Consider the following 17,606-nt stretch of genomic DNA (forward strand, 5'->3'; position numbering starts at 1 on the left):
CTGTTGGTAGGGGCCCTGGTTCGGCGCGTTCTGGTACGGCGCCTGGAACCCGCCGCCACCCTGCTGCGGAGCGCCCTGGTAGGGGGCGGCGGGAGGAGTCTGCGGGTAGTTCGGCGAGGGCGGTACGGCCCCGGGATATTGCTCTGTCATCTTTTCCGCTCATTCGACGCGGCAGGGTCGTCCTGATCAGGACGCCTGCCACCGTAGTGGAGCGATCGTCGGCCCTACGTGCTGTTTGACCAAGAAGACCAGATAGAGCCTGATACGTCCCCCGTCGAGAAGACCGAGGGACGAACCCCGCTGTCGGCACACGCCGCACAGGCTTGAGCGCGATGCTCGGTGAACGCGGGTCCGCTGCCGGTTCTTGCGGCTTTCGTCCCCCTCGGAGACCACGTTCACCGAGCATTCGGCACGGCACGAGAACCCGGATGCGAGGGACGTCCGCTGATCGAAGCGGCGTTCCCGCCGAGTCTTCTTCGCGGAGATCTCGACCGGGCCACCCCGGAGACACGCTCCCTCAACTCCAGGGCACCGCTCGCGACCATGAAGCCTTCTCGCCTGTACAGGGCGTACCAGCGACCATCGAACGGATTGAACAGGAAGCCGATGTGAGGGAAGCGCCTTCGCAGGTTCGCCAGGGCGCAGGAGATCGTCTCGTCGTCCATTCACGACTCCGACGGCTCGGGATCCAGCCAGTGCTCTGGTGGGCGGGCGTAACTGCCTTTGTGCGGGAGCGTCCATACGTAACGCCGCTCGCGGAGGTCGGCGACCGCCTTCGCGATGGTGCGGCCAGACGTGTGGAACTCCGCCGCGAGTTCCGCCTGCGATGGAAGGCGTCGTCGCGCCTCGTACTCACCGAGCACGATTCGAGCGCGGATGGTCTCCGCGACTCTTCGTGCGGTCGATGCGGTTGACGGACGGTCGACGGGGAAGTGGTGATACGGGCTCATACGTCTGCCAGCGATACGACGTTCCGCAGTCGGTGGGCGACCTCGCCGATCTTCTCCATCGGAACGATCGGCTCGAACTCGAGGCCCTCGCGTTCGGGCCCGCCCCACACCCAGCACCACCAGACCTGGCCCTCGATGCTCCGGAGGGTGACCAGTTGGGAGAGGGGCCGGACCATGTTTCGCATCGCGACCGGCATGGGGTCGGAGGCTGGCGTCGGGTGATCAATGCGTTGGCGGCGCTCAGAACCGGGCGGGCCGTGTACTCCCAGGACGGCCATCCGCTGACCTCCTCGCAGACCTGGCTTCGCGGGAACGACGCGCGGTGAACAAGAACCGGTCCGAGAGGGCGATGTTCGTCATGGCGAGCGCGGCAAACTCCAGCGCCGGCGCCCAGGAGGCTCAGCTCGCGCATCGATGCCGGCACGCCGCGTACGAAAGTCTCGGCGACCATCCCCGCCGCCCTCTGCCTTATCGCCCTAAACGAGCATCCGCACGTCCGGTCGAGCCGCGTTCGCCGAGCGTTCCGCACGCCGATCGGCAGGCGCCTCCCGCCGAGGGCGGGTGACGCCGCGACGTTGCCGGTTCAGTGGGGCGTGTGCGGGAGGTGGTGGGCGGTGGTCTCGGCCAGGTTCCGTACGAGGGCGGTCGCGTGGTCGTCGGGGCGGGTGTGGGTGCGCGCCGACACGTCCACCAGGGCGTTGGAGATTCGGAACTGGACGTGCACGTCGTAGATCACCATCTGGCGGAACAGGATCTGGACCGCCAGCGCGTCCACGCGGGCGTACCCTCCCTCGCCCACGTTGACGGGGACGACCGGCCGCTCGGCTCCGGCCTTCCGGGCCCACCCGGCCAGGTTCCGCTCGGCCCGCGCGGCGCCCGAGGCACGGCCGTCGTGGATCAAGGTCTGGATGCGGAGGCGCACCGTACGGAAGGGGCGATCCTGGCCGGACGGCACGCTGCTCCACTTGCACTCCGACGCGGCGTCGCCGCCCAGTCCCAGCGTCGTCCTCGGCCGTGAGTCCTTGGGCTCCCGGGCGCCGTTCCGCACCAGCGGGGCCAGCGCGTCCGGCGGTGGCAGGACCCGGCCGGCGTCGAGCGGGGCGAACCGGCCGTCCGAGGTGAACAACCCGACGTACCAGCAGGCCGCGACGGCACATCCCGCGGCGACGACGACGGCGACGGAGGCGCAGGCCAGGACCAGGCTACGGCGAGCGGGCATGGGGGGAAGGATCGCATGTCCGCGGGTCCGCCACGCGCCACCGGCGGTACCTGCCGGGATCTCGATGGCGGCGGCCTGGGGGTGGAAGGCGCGCCGGTCAGGTCACCGGGGGAGACGCCGATCCGCGTGCGGGGGCGAGTACCTGAACACCGAGGGGTTGGGGTAGTGGACCGGGTGTTTCCCCGGACGCCGGAGACGGTGACCGGTCGGCATGCTGGGCAGTGGATGGGTCAGATCAATCCCTCGTCCCCCGGATTCCCCCGGGATACGGCCCCGGGCCCGGCGTTCCCCCTCATACGTCGGGCCCGGGGCCGGATCGCGTTGGGGGGCCGGACCCAACGGTCCGGAGCGTCCGTCCGCGGGGAGGGGGCCGAGCTGCGACGTATCGTGTTACCAGGGGTTTTCCGGATTGACGCCCTCCAGTCGATGAGTCGGCAGGGGACCGGGGCGACGGGCGGTGCGGCCGCCGGAGACATTGGCCACTGAGCGCGGTGTATCGGGATGGTCACGGGAACCATCAGCGGACGGGATCGGGTGCATGGGCTCCCGGCCGAGAGAACGAGCTTCGTCGGACGTCGGCGGGAGGTTGCCGAGGTCAAGCGGATCCTGGCCGACGCACGTGTCGTGACGCTGACCGGACCGGGCGGGGTGGGCAAGACCAGATTGGCCTCGCGAGTCGCCCTCACCGTGGGCAGGGCGTTTCCCGACGGTGTGTGGCTGGTCGACCTGGCCGCGTTGCAGAGCCAGGGGATGCTGGCCCGTGCGGTGATCGAGGCATTGGGAATCCGCGACCGCTCTGCCCGAGCCGCGCTGGACGTGCTCGCCGAACATCTGCGCAACAAGCGGGCGCTCCTCATCCTCGACAACTGCGAGCACGTGGTGGACGAGTGCGCCGCCGTCACGAGGACGGTGCAGCTGTCGGCGCCGGATCTGCGGATCCTCGCGACCAGCCGGCAGTCGCTGAGTGTTCCCGGTGAGCAGTTGCTGGAGGTCCCGCCCTTGGCGATGCCGGGCAGTACCGGCGCGGGCGATCGTGGTCGCTCGCTTGAACGGTTCGAGGCGGTGCGGTTGTTCGCCGAGCGAGGGGCGGACGTCTCGCCCGGTTTCGCCGTCACCGATGCCAACGGCGACGCGGTCGTCGAGATCTGCCGCCGCCTCGATGGGATACCACTCGCGATCGAGTTGGCCGCCGCGCAACTGCGAATCCTGTCACTCGACCGGCTGCTCGTCGACCTCGAAGACCGTTTCGAGCTGCTCACCGGATCGGGGAGGCCACTGCCTCGTCACCGGACGCTCCGTGCCCTGATCGATTGGAGCTACGACCTGTGCACCGCTGAAGAAAGACTGCTGTGGGCTCGTCTGTCGATCTTCGCGGGCAGCTTCGACCTGGAGGCGGCGGAGACCGTGTGCTCGGGCGAAGGGATCGCTCGCCAGGAGGTCGTCGACCTGGTGGGCGGGATGGTCGATAAATCAATCCTCATTCCGCAACGACACGACGAAGTCGTCCGGTATCGGCTCCTTGAGACCATTCGCCAATACGGCCGACAGAAGCTGGACGAGTCCGGGCGGTCGGCCGCGTTGCGCCGGCGCCATCGCGACCATTACCGGCGATTGGCGGGCCAGACGCGCGCTCGGGTGGCCGGGCCGGACCAGAGGTCCTGGCTCCTGCGGCTCGGGACCGAGCACCCGAACCTGCGGGTCGCCCTCGAGTCCTGCTACACCGAGCCGGGGCAGGCCCGGACCGGTCTGGCGATGGCGGCCGACCTGATGTACCACTGGATCAGCGGTGTCTTCCTCGGGGAAGGGCGTGCCTGGCTGGAGCGCGGGCTGGCGGCCGAACCCGGACCCAGCGATGTCCGGGCGCACGCCTTGTGGACGAGCAGCGTGCTGGCCGTCATCCAGGGAGACGCTCCCGCGGCGGAGACGATGCTGCGGGAATGTCGATCTCTAGGGGACGCTCTCGGGGACACGATGGCTCTCGCCTACACCGTCTTCTGCACGGGAATGCTGGCGCTGGGGCGAGGCGATGTGACGTCGGCGATCCCGTCGTTCGAGGAGGCCCTCCGGCGTTTCCGCCTCATCGGTGATGACATGGGCGTCGTCGAGGTGCTCATCCGGCTCTGTGTCGCTCATTGCCTCACGGGCGACGAATCGCTGGCCACTTCCATCGGGGAGGAGGCCCGGGCGATATGCGAGACACGGGGCGAGCACTGGCGCAAGGCGTATGTCCTGGTCGTCCTCGGTGCCGCGACCTGTCGGCAGGGCGACACCCGGCGGGCCGCCGAACTGGTCTCGGAGGCATTGCGGATCAACCGTTCGCTGGACGATCCACGAGGAGTCGGCGTCGACCTGGAGGTGCTGGCCTGGATCGCCGTCACGGAAGGTCGATTTCAGCGGGCCGCCCGCTTGTACGGGATCCTGCGGTCGGTCTGGGAGAAGGTCGGCGAGCCTCCCCTGTCGGGATACGCGTATCCGGCCACTTACCGCGAAGATTCAGAATCCAGAACGTCCCGCGCCATCGGCGAACATCTCTTCGGTCTCGAGCTCCGGCGCGGCGCCCGGCTCGATTACGACGATGCGCTGGCATACGCGCTGGAGGAGCAGTCCTCCGGCGCCGTTCCGCGCGCCGAGCCCGACCGACTGACGCCGCTCACGCGCAAGGAGACCCAGGTGGCTCGGATGATCCGCAAGGGGATGAGCAACAAGGAGATCGCGACAGCGCTGGTGATCGCCCAGCGAACCGCTGAGAGCCACGTCGAGCACATCCTCGGCAAACTGGGGCTGACCTCTCGTACCCAGATCGCCATCTGGGTCGGGGAGAACGAGCGCGCGGGGGAACACGGCGCGGGCTGATCAGGCGGATCCGCGGGCGAGCGGGCGTGAGGGGGAAGATCGCGCGTGCCCGCGGGGCCGGCCGCTACGCGCCGCCGGTGGAACCCACCGGGACTCCGAGGGCGCTGGCCTGGGGCTGGAAGGTGCGCCGGTAGGCCAGCGGGGAGACGCCGATCGCCGCGTGCAGGTGCTGGCGGAGGGAGACGGCGGTCCCGAAGCCGGCCCGCCGGGCGATCTGGTCCACCGGCAGGTCGGTCGTCTCCAGGAGGTGCCGGGCGAGCTCGACGCGCTGCCGGGCGAGCCAGCGGCCGGGGCTCATGCCGACCTCCTCGTGGAACCGGCGGGTCAGCGTGCGGATGCTCATCCCGGCCCGGGCGGCGAGCTCGGACAGGGAGATCGGCCGGTCGAGGTGCTCCAGCGCCCAGGACCGGGCCGGCGCGGTGCCCGCGTCGTGCGGCTCGGGGACCGGTCGCTCGATGTACTGCGCCTGACCGCCGTCCCGCCACGGTGGTACGACGACCTGGCGGGCCACCCGATTGGCCACCTCGCTGCCGTGGTCGCGGCGCACCAGGTGGAGGCACAGGTCGATGCCCGAGGCCGCTCCGGCGGAGGTCAGCACGTCGCCGTCGTCGACGAACAGCACGTCCGGGTCGACCCGGATCCGGGGGTACCGCCGCTGCAGCTCGGCCGCTTCGTTCCAGTGGGTCGTCGCCGGCCGTCCGTCGAGGAGGCCGGCGGCCGCCAGCACGAAGGAACCGGTGCAGATCGACATGATGCGGGTGCCCGGCCGGATCAGCGCCAGCGCCGCCACGACTTCCTCGGGGAGCCGCTCGATCGGCCGGCGGCCGCCGAACGGCGGGACGACCACGGTGTCCGCGTCGGCCAGCGCGGACGCGTCGTGATCCACGACGATCGAGAAGTCGGCGTGCGTGCGCACGGGTCCGCCGCCCGGCGTGCAGACCACCACGTCGTACAGCGGCTCGTCGCCCGGCCCGCGCGCGCCCCCGAAGATCCGCCCGGGAATGCCCAGCTCGAACGGGATCACGCCGTCCAGCGCCAGCACGACGACACGGTGCGGGACTCGGGTCATGGCCAGATCCTTTCACGGGATGACCATCCTGCCACTTCCGGCCGGAGGGCGGCTGCCGCAGGCTTGGGTCCGTCCCACCGACCGACGAGACGGGAGAATCGATGAACACCATGCGCGCGATGGTCCAGGACGAGCCGGGCGGCCCCGAGGTACTCCGGGTCGCCGAGGTGGAACGGCCGGAGCCAGGCCAGGTCGAGGTCCTGGTCCGGGTGCACGCCGCCGGCGTGAACCCCGTGGACTGGAAGGCCCGCGGGCGGAGCCGCGGGTTCGGCGATCCGCCGCGGATCCTCGGGTTCGACGTCTCGGGCGTGGTCGAGGCCGTCGGTCCCGGCGTGACGCTGTACGAGCCCGGCGACGAGGTGTTCGGGATGCCGCGTTTCCCGCACCCGGCGGGTGCGTACGCCGAGTTCGTCACCGCGCCGCCCCGGCACTTCGCCCGAAAGCCCGCCGGCATCGATCACGTTCAGGCCGCGGCGTTGCCGCTGGCGGCGCTGACCGCCTGGCAGGGCCTCACGGAGACCGCGAACCTCCGGTCCGGGCAGCGCGTGCTGGTGCACGCCGCGGCCGGGGGCGTCGGGCACCTCGCCGTGCAGCTCGCCAAGCTCAGGGGTGCGTACGTGATCGGGACCGCCCGCGAGGCCAAGCACGAGTTCGTCCACGGCCTGGGCGCCGACGAGGTCGTCGACTACACGAAGGAGGATTTCGCGGACGTGGTCCGGGACGTCGACATCGTGCTCGACACGATCGGCGACGACTACGGGCCCCGGTCCCTGAAGACGCTGCGCGACGGCGGGGTCCTGGTCTCCTTCCTGCCGACCGTCGACGACGACCTGCGGGCCGCGGCCGCCAAACGCGACATCAAGGTCGGCTGGACGCTCGTCGAGCCCGACTACGCGGCGTTGCGGGAGATCGCCGCGCTCGCCGAGGCCGGTCGGCTGCGCGCCGAGATCGACTCGGTCTTCCCCCTGGAGGAGGCGGCCAAGGCCCACGAACGCGGAGAGACGGGCCGGACGACCGGCAAGATCGTTCTGACCGTCGCCGACTGACGTCGTTCACCGGCCGAGCAGGCGGTCGACGGCGCGGCGGGCGCGTTCGGGGGCCGCGGGGTCGCGGTGCAGCTGGATCGCCTGCTCGGCGGCGAGGGCGACACCGTTCAGCTCGAAGACGAGCTGGTCGACGTCGGTGTCCGCCGGCAGGCCACCCGCCTCGACGGCCGCACGGAGCTCCGTGGCGACGTAGCCGGCCCAGCTCGCGAGGGCGGCGAGTACCGCGTCGCGGACCGGACCCGGGCGGCCGTCGTACTCGGTGGCGACCGAGGTGATGAAGCAGCCGGCGTTCCCCTCGTCGTCCGCCATGGAGTCGATCCACTCGCCGAACGCCCGCGCCAGACGGGCGACCCCCGGGTCGGCACCCGCCACCCGCGCCGGAACGCGGGCACGGAATCGCTCGACCGCAGCGTCGAGCGTGGCGAGCTGCAGGGCCTCCTTGGTGCCGAAATGGCCGATGACGCCGGCCTTGCTCATGCCGAGCTCGGTGGCGAGCCGTCCGATGGTGACGCCTTCCAGGCCCTCGGCCGAGGCGAGGGTCAGGGCGCACTCGATGATCCGGGTCCGGGTGGCGGCGGTCTCGGCGGCGGACTTGCGCGGGCTCATGGCAGCAGCTTAACCTACCGTTCGTTCGCTAAATGCGTACGACCGTTCGGTAGCTAAAGGGGCGTCATGAAGATCCATCATCTGAACTGCGGCTCGATGCGGGAGATCGACCCCGGAGGCGAGGAGAACGCTCCGGAGCCCGCCCGCGCCCTGAACCACTGCCTGCTGGTCGAGACCGACGCGGCCGGCCTCGTCCTGGTCGAGACCGGCTTCGGAACGGCCGACGTCGCCCGCCCGGAGGAGACCCTCGGCCGTACCTTCCTCGATCGCACCCAGGCGCTCCTCGATCCAGGGGAGACCGCCGTACGGCGGATCGAGCGCCTCGGTCACTCGGTCGCCGACGTCCGCCACATCGTGCTGACCCACCTCGACCTCGACCACAGCGGCGGGTTGCCGGACTTCCCCCATGCCACCGTTCATCTGCACGACGCGGAGTACCGGGCCGCCATGGCCGCCACGAGCGGGCATCCCGAGCACGCGCTGCGCTACCGGCCCGCGCACTGGGCGCACCGCCCGCACTGGCGGACCTATGCCTCGCGGAAGGGCGCGTCGTGGTTCGGGTTCGACGCCATCGAACTCGACGGCCTGCCTCCGGAGATCCTCCTCGTCCCGCTGGCCGGGCACACCGAGGGACACTGCGCCGTGGCCGTACGCGACGGCGACCGCTGGCTCCTGCATGCCGGTGACGCCTTCTACCACCACGGCCAGGTCGAGCCGGAGGGCCGCTGGTCGATGCCCCTGTGGGAGGCGCTGGAGGAGATCACCGAGATCGACCGGCCGCTGCGCATGGCCAACCAGGCTCGCCTGCGCGAGCTCTTGCGCGACCATGGCGACGAGGTCGAGGTCTTCTCGGCTCACGACCCCTGGGCCTTCGCCCGCCTCGCCGCCGCATGATCCGGTCACGCCTCGTGACCCCATACGCACCCTGAGCTGGGAAGGTCTGCTCGGGGCGGAGGGTCTTTACTTTGCATTAGCGCGGTTATCGGTATGTCTTGTTCAGCCCTACGACTGGAAGATCGCAGGTCAAGGCCCCGCTACTGCCGAGGAAACGTTCTTGAATAGCTCTACGATCGGTTCATGACCTCAGTTCTGCTCGCCGAGGACGACACGTCCATATCCGAGCCTCTCGCCAGAGCGCTGCGGCGGGAGGGATACAACGTCGAAGTCAGTCCCGACGGTCCACAGGCGCTCGAGCGGGCGCTGGGGGGCGGGGTGGACCTCATCGTCCTGGACCTCGGCCTGCCCGAGCTCGACGGGCTCGAAGTGGCCCGGCGCGTCCGCGCCGAGGGCCACGGCGTGCCGATCCTCATCCTCACCGCCCGCGCCGACGAGGTGGACACCGTCGTGGGCCTCGACGCCGGCGCCGACGACTACGTCACCAAGCCGTTCCGTCTCGCCGAGCTCCTGGCCCGCGTCCGCGCGCTGCTGCGCCGGGGCAGCACCGAGACGCCCATCGTCCAGGGCGTCCGAATAGACGCCGAGTCCCGGCGCGCCTGGATGGGCGACCAGGAGCTCCAGCTGACGACCAAGGAGTTCGACCTGCTGCGGGTGCTGGTCCGCGACGCGGGCAAGGTCGTCACCCGAGAACAGATCATGCGGGAGGTGTGGGACACCAACTGGTGGGGATCCACCAAGACCCTCGACATGCACATTTCCTGGCTTCGGCGCAAGCTAGGGGATGACGCGGGCAGCCCGCGTTACATCACGACCGTCAGAGGAGTGGGTTTCCGCTTCGAGCGCGGTGACTAGTCGTGTGAACCCGGCGTGACCACCCCCTGGTCACGTCCCGGGCGAAAGAGAGGGACCCCCATGAGGCGACGGCTTCTGCTGTCGACGCTGGCCGTCGCGGTCGTCGCCGTGCTCCTGCTCGGCATTCCCCTGGCGTACTCGACCCATCGGCTTCTCTACGACGAGGCCGAACAGCAGGTCGAGCGGGAGGCGGCGACCGTGGTGGCCGGCGTGAACCTGAAACAGGAAGGCAAGCAGTCCGTCATCGGCGACCAGATCGCCAAGGAGTTCCCCAGCCGCTACATCGTCATCACCCTGGCCAACGACGAGGTGATCACAGCCGGGGTCGCGCCGCCCAAGGGCGCGCACGTCATCAGGAAGACCGCGAACGACCGCGGCGTCCGGGTCCAGGTGTCCCGGGACGCCGCCGACATCGAGGCCGAGGCGCTGCGCACGCTGGTGCTGATCGGCAGCCTCGTCGTGCTCGGCGTCGGGGTGGCGGTCGGGCTGGCGATGGTGCAGGCGCGCAAGCTCACCCTGCCGCTGATCGACCTGGCCGAGACCGCCGACCGCCTCGGATCCGGCAACGCGCGGCCGCGCCGCCGCCGCTACGGCGTGCCCGAGGTCGACCGGGTCGCGGAGGTGCTGGACCGCAGCGCCGTGCGGATCGCCGACCTGCTGGCCGCGAGCCGGGAGTTCGCCTCCGACGCCAGCCACCAGTTGCGTACGCCGCTGACGGCGCTGTCCATGCGGCTGGAGGAGATGATCGAGGCCGCGGAGTACCCGGACGTCGTCCGGGAGGAGGGCGCCGCGGCGGCCGCGCAGGTCGAGCGCCTCGCTGCGGTCGTCGAGCAGCTCCTCGCCCGCGCCAAGCACGACCCCACGGGTGACGCGGTCCCCGTCGACGTCGACGACATCGTCGCGCAGCAGGTGGAGGAGTGGGAGCCGGTCTTCCGGCGGGAGGGACGCCGGCTGGAGGTCTCCGGCGTGACGGAGCTCACCGCCGTGGCCAGCCCCGGCGGCCTGTCGCAGATCATCGCCACCCTGCTGGACAACTCGCTCGTGCACGGGGACGGCACGGTCGCCATCCACACCAAGGAGACGCCGACGTCGATCGTCGTGGAGGTCGGCGACGAGGGCGTGGGCGTGCCCCCGGAGCTCGAACGCCGCGTCTTCGACCGCAACGTCAGCGGACGGTGGCAGGGGACCGGCCTCGGGCTCTACCTCGCGCGTTCGCTGGCGACCGCGGACGGCGGCCGGCTCGAGCTCGTACGCGCCCGGCCCGCCACCTTCGCGATCTTCCTGCGGAAGGGCGACGAGGTGCTGCGGGCGCGCGAGCGCGTCGTCAGCGGCCCCGCTTGACGGCCTGCCCGGCGGGCATCCGGGGCGGCGGCGGCGTGGCGCCGCCCGGAAGGGGCTCCTCGGCCTCGGGCAGCCCGGTGTGCGGGTCGAGCGGCGGCGCGGCCGCCGGCAGGAACACCCACTTCTTGTACGCCCAGTAGCGGAACAGGGTCGCCACGCCGGTGCCGACGATCTGCGACACGTTGAACGCCAGGCCGCCCCGGATGTCGAGGACGTAGTGGGTGAACCCGATGAACACCCAGGTGATCACCAGGCCGACGCCGTTGAACACGAAGAACAGGACGTACTCCCGGCCCAGGCCCGACCTGTCGCGGTGGCGGAACGTCCAGAACCGGTTGGCGAAGTACGAGAACGTCGTCGCCACGATCGTCCCGACGCCGAACGACGTCAGCGGGCCGACGTGGAAACCGAGGTGCAGGGTGTCGGAGATGCCGATGGTGATGATGAAGTTCAGCACGCCGATCGTCCCGAACGCCGCGAGCTCATGGATCAGGTGCGCGAATTTCCGGTAGACATCTCTGACGAAGCTCACGAAGCGGGACCTCTCATTCCGGTCTGGCGGCTGATCGCACGTCGCTCGGCGAAGCCCGGATCAATGGATACCCCTGGCCTACGAGGTTAGACGGCGTTCCCGGACCCGTTGTTCCCAAGCCCGTCGCCCGGCGAACCCGTCCTCTGAGCATGGCGGATAGGCTTCCCACGTGACGGACAGGCAAGAGATACCAGTCGTCGGCATGGTCGGCGGCGGGCAGCTGGCCCGGATGACGCAGCAGGCGGCGATCGCGCTCGGCGTGCCGCTGCGGGTGCTCAGCGACAGCGCCCACGCGTCGGCGGCCAAGGTGATCGCCGACGTGCGCATCGGTGACCACCGCTCCCTCGACGACCTGCGCGCCTTCGCCAAGGGCGCCGACGTGGTGACCTGGGACCACGAGCACGTGCCCGGCGAGCACATCCAGGCGCTGGAGGCCGACGGCGTCGCCTGCCGCCCCGGATCCGGGGCGCTGCTGCACGCCCAGGACAAGCGGGTCATGCGCGAGCGCCTCACCGCCCTCGGCGCGCCGTGCCCGGAGTTCGTCGTGCTCGACCCCGAGGCGCCCCTGGCGACCCTTGAGAATTTCGCGGAGCAGACGGGCTGGCCGGTCGTGCTCAAGGCGACGCGTGGCGGCTACGACGGCAAGGGCGTGTGGGTCTGCGCGTCCCTGGAGGAGGCCCGCTCCGTCGTCGAGCGCGCCGCCGCGGAGGGCGTCGGCCTGCTCGCCGAGCGGCACGTTCCGTTCCGCCGGGAGCTGGCCGCACTCGTCGCCCGTTCGCCGTACGGGCAGGGCGCCGCGTACCCGATCGTGGAGACCGTCCAGACCGACGGGATCTGCACCGAGGTGATCGCGCCCGCGCCGGGCCTGGACCCCGAGCGTGCCGAGGAGGCGCAGCGACTCGCGCTCGGCCTCGCCGACGCCCTCGGCGTGACCGGGCTGCTGGCCGTCGAGCTGTTCGAGACCGAGGACGGCGTCCTCGTCAACGAGCTGGCGATGCGGCCGCACAACTCCGGGCACTGGACGATCGAGGGCTCGCGCACCTCCCAGTTCGAGCAGCACCTGCGCGCCGTCCTCGATCTGCCGCTCGGCGACACGACGCCCACCGCGCCGTACACCGTCATGGCGAACGTCCTGGGCGGCGACGACCCGGAGATCTACAAGCGTTACATCCACGTCATGGCCCACGACCCCGCCGTGAAGGTGCACTTCTACGGCAAGGAGGTCCGGCCCGGCCGCAAGATCGGCCACGTCACCGCGCTCGGCGACGACCTGGAGGAGACCCGCGAGCGGGCCCGCCATGCCGCCGAGTATCTTCGGGGGGCACGGGGAGTCGTCCCCCCGAATGAACACAGCCTGAGGAAGGGCCCCACCGTATGACCGTCGGCGTCGTGATGGGCAGCGACTCGGACTGGCCCGTGATGAAGGCCGCCGCGGAGGCGCTGGAAGAGTTCGACGTCCCGTACGAGGCGGACGTGGTCTCCGCGCACCGGATGCCGCAGGACATGATCGCGTACGGCTCGGAGGCCGCCTCCCGCGGGCTCCGGGTGATCATCGCCGGCGCGGGCGGCGCCGCCCACCTGCCGGGCATGCTCGCCGCCGTGACCCCGCTCCCGGTGATCGGGGTGCCGGTCCCGCTGAAGTACCTCGACGGCATGGACTCGCTGCTGTCGATCGCGCAGATGCCGGCCGGCGTGCCGGTGGCGACCGTCGCGATCGGCAACGCCCGCAACGCCGGCCTGCTGGCCGTCCGGATCCTCGCCGCGAGCGACCCGGAGCTGCGCGAGCGCATGGAGGAGTTCCAGCGCGAGCTGCACGCCCTGGCCAAGCGCAAGGGCGAACGCCTCCGCCGCGCCTGACCGATCTTGCGGGGGCGTTCCCCGGGACATCGGGCGCGGGGCGCGTCATGCTCGGGACGTGACGGGAAACAGGATCTGGAAGCGTGTCGCCGTCGGGCTCGGGGTGCTGCTCGTGTGCGGGCTGGTCGGAGTCGGCCTGTACACGCGCAGCTCGTACGGCCGGTGGTCGCCGTTCACCCCACCGGACCGTTTCGAGTTCTGCGGCGCGAGCTACTACCTGGCGGGTGCTCCCGGCGAGCGGGTGACCACGTCCCGGGCGGGGGCGAGGCGCGCCGACCGGGCCACACGGTGGCTGCCGCCGGCACGCGCTCGACTCCTCCCTGTTCTCGTCCGCAGGGAGGAGCCTCGCTGTTCACCGGCCTACTTGAGGAGCTGGCGGGCCATGACGACGCGCTGGATCTGGTTGGTGCCCTCGTAGATCTGGGTGATCTTGGCGTCGCGCATCATGCGCTCGACCGGGTAGTCCTTCACGTAGCCGTAGCCGCCGAGGAGCTGCACCGCGTCGGTGGTGATCTCCATGGCCGCGTCGGAGGCGAAGCACTTGGCCGCCGACGAGATGAAGGTCAGGTCCGCGATCTTCTCGCCCTCCATCGCCCGCTCGGACTTGGCGGCGGCGGCGTAGGTGAGCTGGCGGGCCGCCTCGAGCTTCATCGCCATGTCCGCGAGCATGAACTGCACGCCCTGGAAGTCGCCGATCGGCTTGCCGAACTGCTTGCGCTCCTTGACGTACCCGATGGCGTAGTCCAGCGCGCCCTGGGCGATGCCGAGGGCCTGGGCCGCGATGGTGATCCGGGTGTGGTCGAGGGTGGCGAGCGCGGTCTTGAAGCCGGTGCCCTCCTCGCCGATGATCCGGTCGGCCGGGATCCGCACGTCGTCCAGGATGACCTCGCGGGTCGGCGAGCCCTTGATGCCGAGCTTCTTCTCCGGCGCGCCGAAGCTCACCCCCGGGTCGCTCTTTTCGACCACGAAGGCGGAGATGCCGCGGGCGCCCTTCTCCGGGTCGGTGACGGCCATCACGGTGTAGTACTCCGAGACGCCCGCGTTGGTGATCCACCGCTTGGTTCCGTTGAGAACCCAGTGGTCGCCGTCGCGTACGGCCCGGGTCTTCATCGCGGCCGCGTCGCTGCCCGCCTCCGGCTCCGACAGCGCGTACGAGAACATGGCCTCGCCGCGGGCGACCGGGCTCAGGTAGCGTTTTTTCAGGTCTTCGGAGCCGGAGAGGAGAATGGGAACGGTTCCGAGCTTGTTCACCGCCGGGATGAGGGACGAGGCGGCACAGGCTCGAGCGACCTCTTCGATGACGATCACCGTGGCGAGGGCGTCGGCGCCGACTCCCTCGTACGCCTCGGGGACGTGCACGGCGTGCAGGTCCGCCTGCACGAGCGCGTCATGGACGGCCTGGGGGAACTCCCCGGTCTCGTCGGTCTCCGCGGCCCGCGGAGCGATCTTGTCATCGGCCAGCGAGCGAACCGTCTCGCGGAGCATCCGGTGCTCTTCAGAGAGTTCGTACAGAGGAAAGTCTGCGGTCATGTGCCGATCGTACGCGGTAAACCTACTCGCCAGTAGGGCCGATAGCATGCCGAGCGGCCCGTGGGGGACGTAGACGGGGTCGGGCACGGAACTCTGAGGAAAGGAGGCGGGACCTTGGCACAGCGCTTGACCGTGATCGGTACCGGCTACCTGGGCGCCACCCACGCGGCATGCATGGCCGACCTGGGATTCGAGGTCCTGGGCGTGGACGTGGACGCCGAGAAGATCGCCCGACTGACCCGAGGCGACCTTCCGTTCTACGAACCGGGCCTCGAGCCGATCCTGCGCCGCAACCTGGAGAACGGACGGCTGCGGTTCACGACGTCGTACGAGGAGGCCGCCGAGTTCGGCGACGTGCACTTCATCTGCGTCGGCACGCCGCAAAAGCCCGGCGAGTACGCCGCCGACATGCGCTACGTCGACGACGCGGTCGACTCCCTCGCGCCCCTGCTCACCCGGGCCTGCGTCGTCGTCGGCAAGTCCACCGTCCCGGTCGGCACGGCCGAGCGGCTATCGCGGCGGCTGACGGAGCTCGCCCCGGCCGGAGACGTCGTCGAGCTCGCCTGGAACCCCGAGTTCCTCCGCGAGGGCTACGCCGTCGAGGACACCCTGCACCCGGACCGCCTCGTCGTCGGCGTCCGGTCCGACCGCGCGGAGAAGGTCCTGCGCGAGGTGTACGCCTCGATGATCGCCGGCGGCGTTCCCTTCATCGTCAGCGACTTCCCCACCGCCGAGCTGGTCAAGGTCTCGGCGAACGCCTTCCTCGCGACGAAGATCTCGTTCATCAACGCGATGGCCGAGGTCTGCGAGGCCGCGCACGCCGATGTGACGAAGCTCTCCGAGGCCCTCTCCTACGACGACCGGATCGGCGGCAAGTTCCTCGGCCCGGGGCTCGGCTTCGGCGGAGGCTGCCTGCCGAAGGACATCCGGGCGTTCATGGCCCGCGCCGGCGAGCTCGGCGTCGACCAGGCGCTGTCGTTCCTGCGCGAGGTGGACGCCATCAACATCCGGCGCCGCATCCGCATGGTCGACCTGGCGCGTGAGCTGCTGGGCGGTTCGTTCATCGGCCGTACGGTCGGCGTCCTCGGCGCGGCGTTCAAGCCGAACTCCGACGACATCCGCGACTCGCCCGCCCTCGACGTCGCGACGTCCATCCGCGCGCAGGGCGGTCAGGTGACGGTGTACGACCCGCAGGCGCTGAAGAACGCCCGCCGGGCGCACCCGGACCTGACCTACGGCTCGTCCGCGATGGACGCCGTCGACGGCGCGCACGTCGTGCTGCTGCTCACGGAGTGGAAGGAGTTCCGGGAGCTCGACCCGGAGGTCCTGGGCAGCGCGGTGGCCGAGCGCAACATCGTCGACGGCCGCAACGCGCTCGACCCCGAGCAGTGGCGCACCGCGGGCTGGCAGTACCGCGCGCTCGGGCGTCCGTAGACCTGCCTCCCGTAGCCCTGCTGCCCGTAGCCCTGCCGTCCGATCGCCCGGCCCGAGTGGCCGGGCGGTCTCGTACGTCGATCGGGAAGGCGGCGGGCCGCCCGGTGGTTGGCACGGTCATGAGCCAGTCCTACGCCGATGAGGCCGTCATCCGCCGCGTCCTGCTCGAATCGCGGACCTGGGCGTTCGTCGGGCTGCGCGACAACCCGGGCCGTACCGCGTACGACATGGCCCGGTTGCTGCAGTCCCGCGGCAAGACCATCGTCCCCGTCCACCCCGGCGCCGAGACCGTTCTCGGGGAGCCGGGGGTCCCGTCGCTGACCGAGGTCGCGCGGCGGGTGGACGTCGTCGGCGTCTACCGGCGCGCCGAGCACGCGGGAGAGGTCGCCGACGAGGCGATCAAGATGTTCGCGGCGTACGGTCCGCGCGGGGACGGCGAGGTACGGGCGGTGTGGTTCCCGCTCGACGTGATCGACGAGCCCGCCGCCCGGCGGGTCCGCGACGCCGGGATCGACGTCGTCATGGACCGCTGCCCGGCCATCGAGTGGGCCCGCCTGGGCCTGCCGCGCTGAGACCCGTCAGGACGCCACGGCGGCGACGACGGGGGCGAGGGCGTCCTCGAGGGTGTCGTGCACGGGGATCGCGGAGGCGATGCCGGTCAGGGCGACGACCCGCGCGGGGCCGCCGCGCAGTCCCGCCAGGCGGGGCGTGCCGCCGAGCCGGCGCGTCCGTTCGCCGGCGGCCAGGATCACCCCCAGGCCGCTGGTGTCCATGAAGGTCAGCGCGGCGAGGTCGAAGACCAGGTCGTCGCCGTCGTGCAGGACCTCGGCGAGGAACGCCTCCAGGTCCCGGGCGGTCCCGGCGTCGAGTTCGCCGCGGGCCACGACGACGGTGGTGCCGGGCAGGCGTCGGTGCGTGAGCGTCAGCTCTTCCATGGGGCTTCTCCGGGTCTCCGGGCGGTGGGCAGGAGAATCAGGTTCGTCGGCGGACCGGGTTCGGCCGGTCGCCGTCAGGCGAGCGCCGGGCCGTCACCCCGCGGTCGCGTGGGGTCCGGCGGGCGGCTCGATGAGGACTCCGGTGAGGGGCTCGGCCGTCTCGGTGTGGCCGGGCAGTGCTTCGAGCAGGCTCTGGGCGAGCGTCTCGAGCAGCCGGGCGTCGGCGCGGGCGCCGGTGTGCAGTGCGCAGACCCAGACATCGCGGACACATCGCTCGATGGTCTCGGCAGGGATGAGATCGAATCGCTCGATCAGCCGCCGAGTGGCGATGTCGCAGATCACAGACGGTTCCCAGACAGAAATGGCCATGGTGATAGTCCTTCTCGCGAGAGGAGACTGTCCCGAGCCACTTCTTGACCGGTATGCCGGATCTTACGGCGTTTGTCCGCGCAGCGCCACACCAGCGACCGAGCGCCACACCAGCC

19 protein-coding genes are annotated in these 17,606 nt (G+C 70.8%); 10 read left to right on the plus strand and 9 right to left on the minus strand.

Features of this window, described 5'->3' with window-relative positions; genetic code table 11:
- Nucleotides 1–665: 665 nt before the first annotated feature.
- The 3 genes from AB0K82_RS40235 to AB0K82_RS40245 form a co-directional block, all read right to left on the minus strand.
- Nucleotides 666–950 carry a GntR family transcriptional regulator gene (locus AB0K82_RS40235; RefSeq protein ID WP_364407665.1) on the minus strand — a complete coding sequence of 95 codons (285 nt, stop codon included), beginning with the start codon at nt 948–950 and terminating at the stop codon, nt 666–668.
- Nucleotides 947–1,135: a hypothetical protein gene (locus AB0K82_RS40240; RefSeq protein WP_364407668.1), complete on the minus strand. Its 189-nt coding sequence runs from the start codon at nt 1,133–1,135 to the stop codon at nt 947–949. The genes AB0K82_RS40235 and AB0K82_RS40240 overlap by 4 nt, the downstream gene beginning before the upstream one ends.
- A 398-nt stretch (nt 1,136–1,533) precedes the next feature.
- Nucleotides 1,534–2,169 (minus strand): hypothetical protein, encoded by a 636-nt coding sequence (locus AB0K82_RS40245; RefSeq protein WP_364407671.1) that lies wholly within the window; start codon nt 2,167–2,169, stop codon nt 1,534–1,536.
- A gap of 501 nt (nt 2,170–2,670) precedes the next feature.
- Between AB0K82_RS40245 and AB0K82_RS40250 the strand changes: the two genes are divergently transcribed.
- A complete protein-coding gene (locus AB0K82_RS40250; protein WP_364407674.1) occupies nt 2,671–5,022 on the plus strand; it encodes a LuxR C-terminal-related transcriptional regulator in 2,352 nt (783 codons plus the stop codon).
- A gap of 64 nt (nt 5,023–5,086) precedes the next feature.
- Here AB0K82_RS40250 and AB0K82_RS40255 read toward each other — a convergent pair whose 3' ends face one another.
- Nucleotides 5,087–6,091: a helix-turn-helix domain-containing protein gene (locus AB0K82_RS40255; protein WP_364407677.1), complete on the minus strand. Its 1,005-nt coding sequence runs from the start codon at nt 6,089–6,091 to the stop codon at nt 5,087–5,089.
- Between the two features lie 110 nt (nt 6,092–6,201).
- Here AB0K82_RS40255 and AB0K82_RS40260 point away from each other — a divergent pair, with 110 nt between their 5' ends.
- Nucleotides 6,202–7,137 (plus strand): NADP-dependent oxidoreductase, encoded by a 936-nt coding sequence (locus tag AB0K82_RS40260; RefSeq protein WP_364407742.1) that lies wholly within the window; start codon nt 6,202–6,204, stop codon nt 7,135–7,137.
- Between the two features lie 6 nt (nt 7,138–7,143).
- Here AB0K82_RS40260 and AB0K82_RS40265 read toward each other — a convergent pair whose 3' ends face one another.
- Nucleotides 7,144–7,743 (minus strand): TetR/AcrR family transcriptional regulator, encoded by a 600-nt coding sequence (locus tag AB0K82_RS40265; RefSeq protein ID WP_364407679.1) that lies wholly within the window; start codon nt 7,741–7,743, stop codon nt 7,144–7,146.
- Nucleotides 7,744–7,809: 66 nt separating this feature from the next.
- On the opposite strand from AB0K82_RS40265, the gene AB0K82_RS40270 reads away from it, so the two are divergent.
- The 3 genes from AB0K82_RS40270 to AB0K82_RS40280 all read left to right on the plus strand — a co-directional run bounded on the left by AB0K82_RS40270 (nt 7,810) and on the right by AB0K82_RS40280 (nt 10,833).
- Entirely contained in the window at nt 7,810–8,637 is an 828-nt protein-coding gene (locus AB0K82_RS40270) for an MBL fold metallo-hydrolase (protein WP_364407682.1), read from the plus strand.
- 183 nt (nt 8,638–8,820) lie between these two features.
- On the plus strand, nt 8,821–9,492 hold the full coding sequence (locus AB0K82_RS40275; protein WP_141956913.1) for a response regulator transcription factor: 672 nt from the start codon (nt 8,821–8,823) through the stop codon (nt 9,490–9,492).
- Nucleotides 9,493–9,552: 60 nt separating this feature from the next.
- A complete protein-coding gene (locus AB0K82_RS40280; protein WP_364407685.1) occupies nt 9,553–10,833 on the plus strand; it encodes a HAMP domain-containing sensor histidine kinase in 1,281 nt (426 codons plus the stop codon).
- Here AB0K82_RS40280 and AB0K82_RS40285 read toward each other — a convergent pair.
- Nucleotides 10,817–11,365 carry a GtrA family protein gene (locus tag AB0K82_RS40285; protein ID WP_364407688.1) on the minus strand — a complete coding sequence of 183 codons (549 nt, stop codon included), beginning with the start codon at nt 11,363–11,365 and terminating at the stop codon, nt 10,817–10,819. The genes AB0K82_RS40280 and AB0K82_RS40285 overlap by 17 nt on opposite strands.
- 169 nt (nt 11,366–11,534) lie before the next feature.
- Here AB0K82_RS40285 and AB0K82_RS40290 point away from each other — a divergent pair, with 169 nt between their 5' ends.
- Genes AB0K82_RS40290 through AB0K82_RS40300 form a run of 3 tightly spaced genes read left to right on the plus strand, consistent with a single transcriptional unit; the run spans nt 11,535 to nt 13,640 of the window.
- Complete coding sequence (locus AB0K82_RS40290; RefSeq protein ID WP_364407691.1) at nt 11,535–12,743, plus strand: 5-(carboxyamino)imidazole ribonucleotide synthase; 1,209 nt, start codon at nt 11,535–11,537, stop codon at nt 12,741–12,743.
- Nucleotides 12,740–13,222 (plus strand): 5-(carboxyamino)imidazole ribonucleotide mutase, encoded by a 483-nt coding sequence (purE, locus tag AB0K82_RS40295; RefSeq protein ID WP_364407693.1) that lies wholly within the window; start codon nt 12,740–12,742, stop codon nt 13,220–13,222. The genes AB0K82_RS40290 and purE overlap by 4 nt, the downstream gene beginning before the upstream one ends.
- 58 nt (nt 13,223–13,280) lie before the next feature.
- Nucleotides 13,281–13,640, plus strand: coding sequence for a hypothetical protein (locus tag AB0K82_RS40300; protein WP_364407696.1), 360 nt, complete (start codon nt 13,281–13,283; stop codon nt 13,638–13,640).
- Here the strand turns inward: AB0K82_RS40300 and AB0K82_RS40305 are convergent.
- Nucleotides 13,583–14,752 carry an acyl-CoA dehydrogenase gene (locus AB0K82_RS40305; protein WP_364407699.1) on the minus strand — a complete coding sequence of 390 codons (1,170 nt, stop codon included), beginning with the start codon at nt 14,750–14,752 and terminating at the stop codon, nt 13,583–13,585. The genes AB0K82_RS40300 and AB0K82_RS40305 overlap by 58 nt on opposite strands.
- A 114-nt stretch (nt 14,753–14,866) precedes the next feature.
- Between AB0K82_RS40305 and AB0K82_RS40310 the strand changes: the two genes are divergently transcribed.
- Together AB0K82_RS40310 and AB0K82_RS40315 are read left to right on the plus strand one after the other, a co-directional pair.
- Complete coding sequence (locus AB0K82_RS40310) at nt 14,867–16,186, plus strand: UDP-glucose/GDP-mannose dehydrogenase family protein (protein WP_364407702.1); 1,320 nt, start codon at nt 14,867–14,869, stop codon at nt 16,184–16,186.
- 119 nt (nt 16,187–16,305) lie between these two features.
- Nucleotides 16,306–16,758: a CoA-binding protein gene (locus tag AB0K82_RS40315; protein ID WP_364407704.1), complete on the plus strand. Its 453-nt coding sequence runs from the start codon at nt 16,306–16,308 to the stop codon at nt 16,756–16,758.
- A gap of 6 nt (nt 16,759–16,764) precedes the next feature.
- Here AB0K82_RS40315 and AB0K82_RS40320 read toward each other — a convergent pair whose 3' ends face one another.
- Together AB0K82_RS40320 and AB0K82_RS40325 are read right to left on the minus strand one after the other, a co-directional pair.
- Entirely contained in the window at nt 16,765–17,121 is a 357-nt protein-coding gene (locus AB0K82_RS40320) for an STAS domain-containing protein (protein WP_364407707.1), read from the minus strand.
- A gap of 93 nt (nt 17,122–17,214) precedes the next feature.
- Nucleotides 17,215–17,490 carry a hypothetical protein gene (locus AB0K82_RS40325; RefSeq protein ID WP_364407709.1) on the minus strand — a complete coding sequence of 92 codons (276 nt, stop codon included), beginning with the start codon at nt 17,488–17,490 and terminating at the stop codon, nt 17,215–17,217.
- Nucleotides 17,491–17,606 lie beyond the last annotated feature (116 nt).

The organism is Actinoallomurus sp. NPDC052274 (genome assembly GCF_040679475.1).
GTDB lineage: Bacteria > Actinomycetota > Actinomycetes > Streptosporangiales > Streptosporangiaceae > Actinoallomurus > Actinoallomurus liliacearum.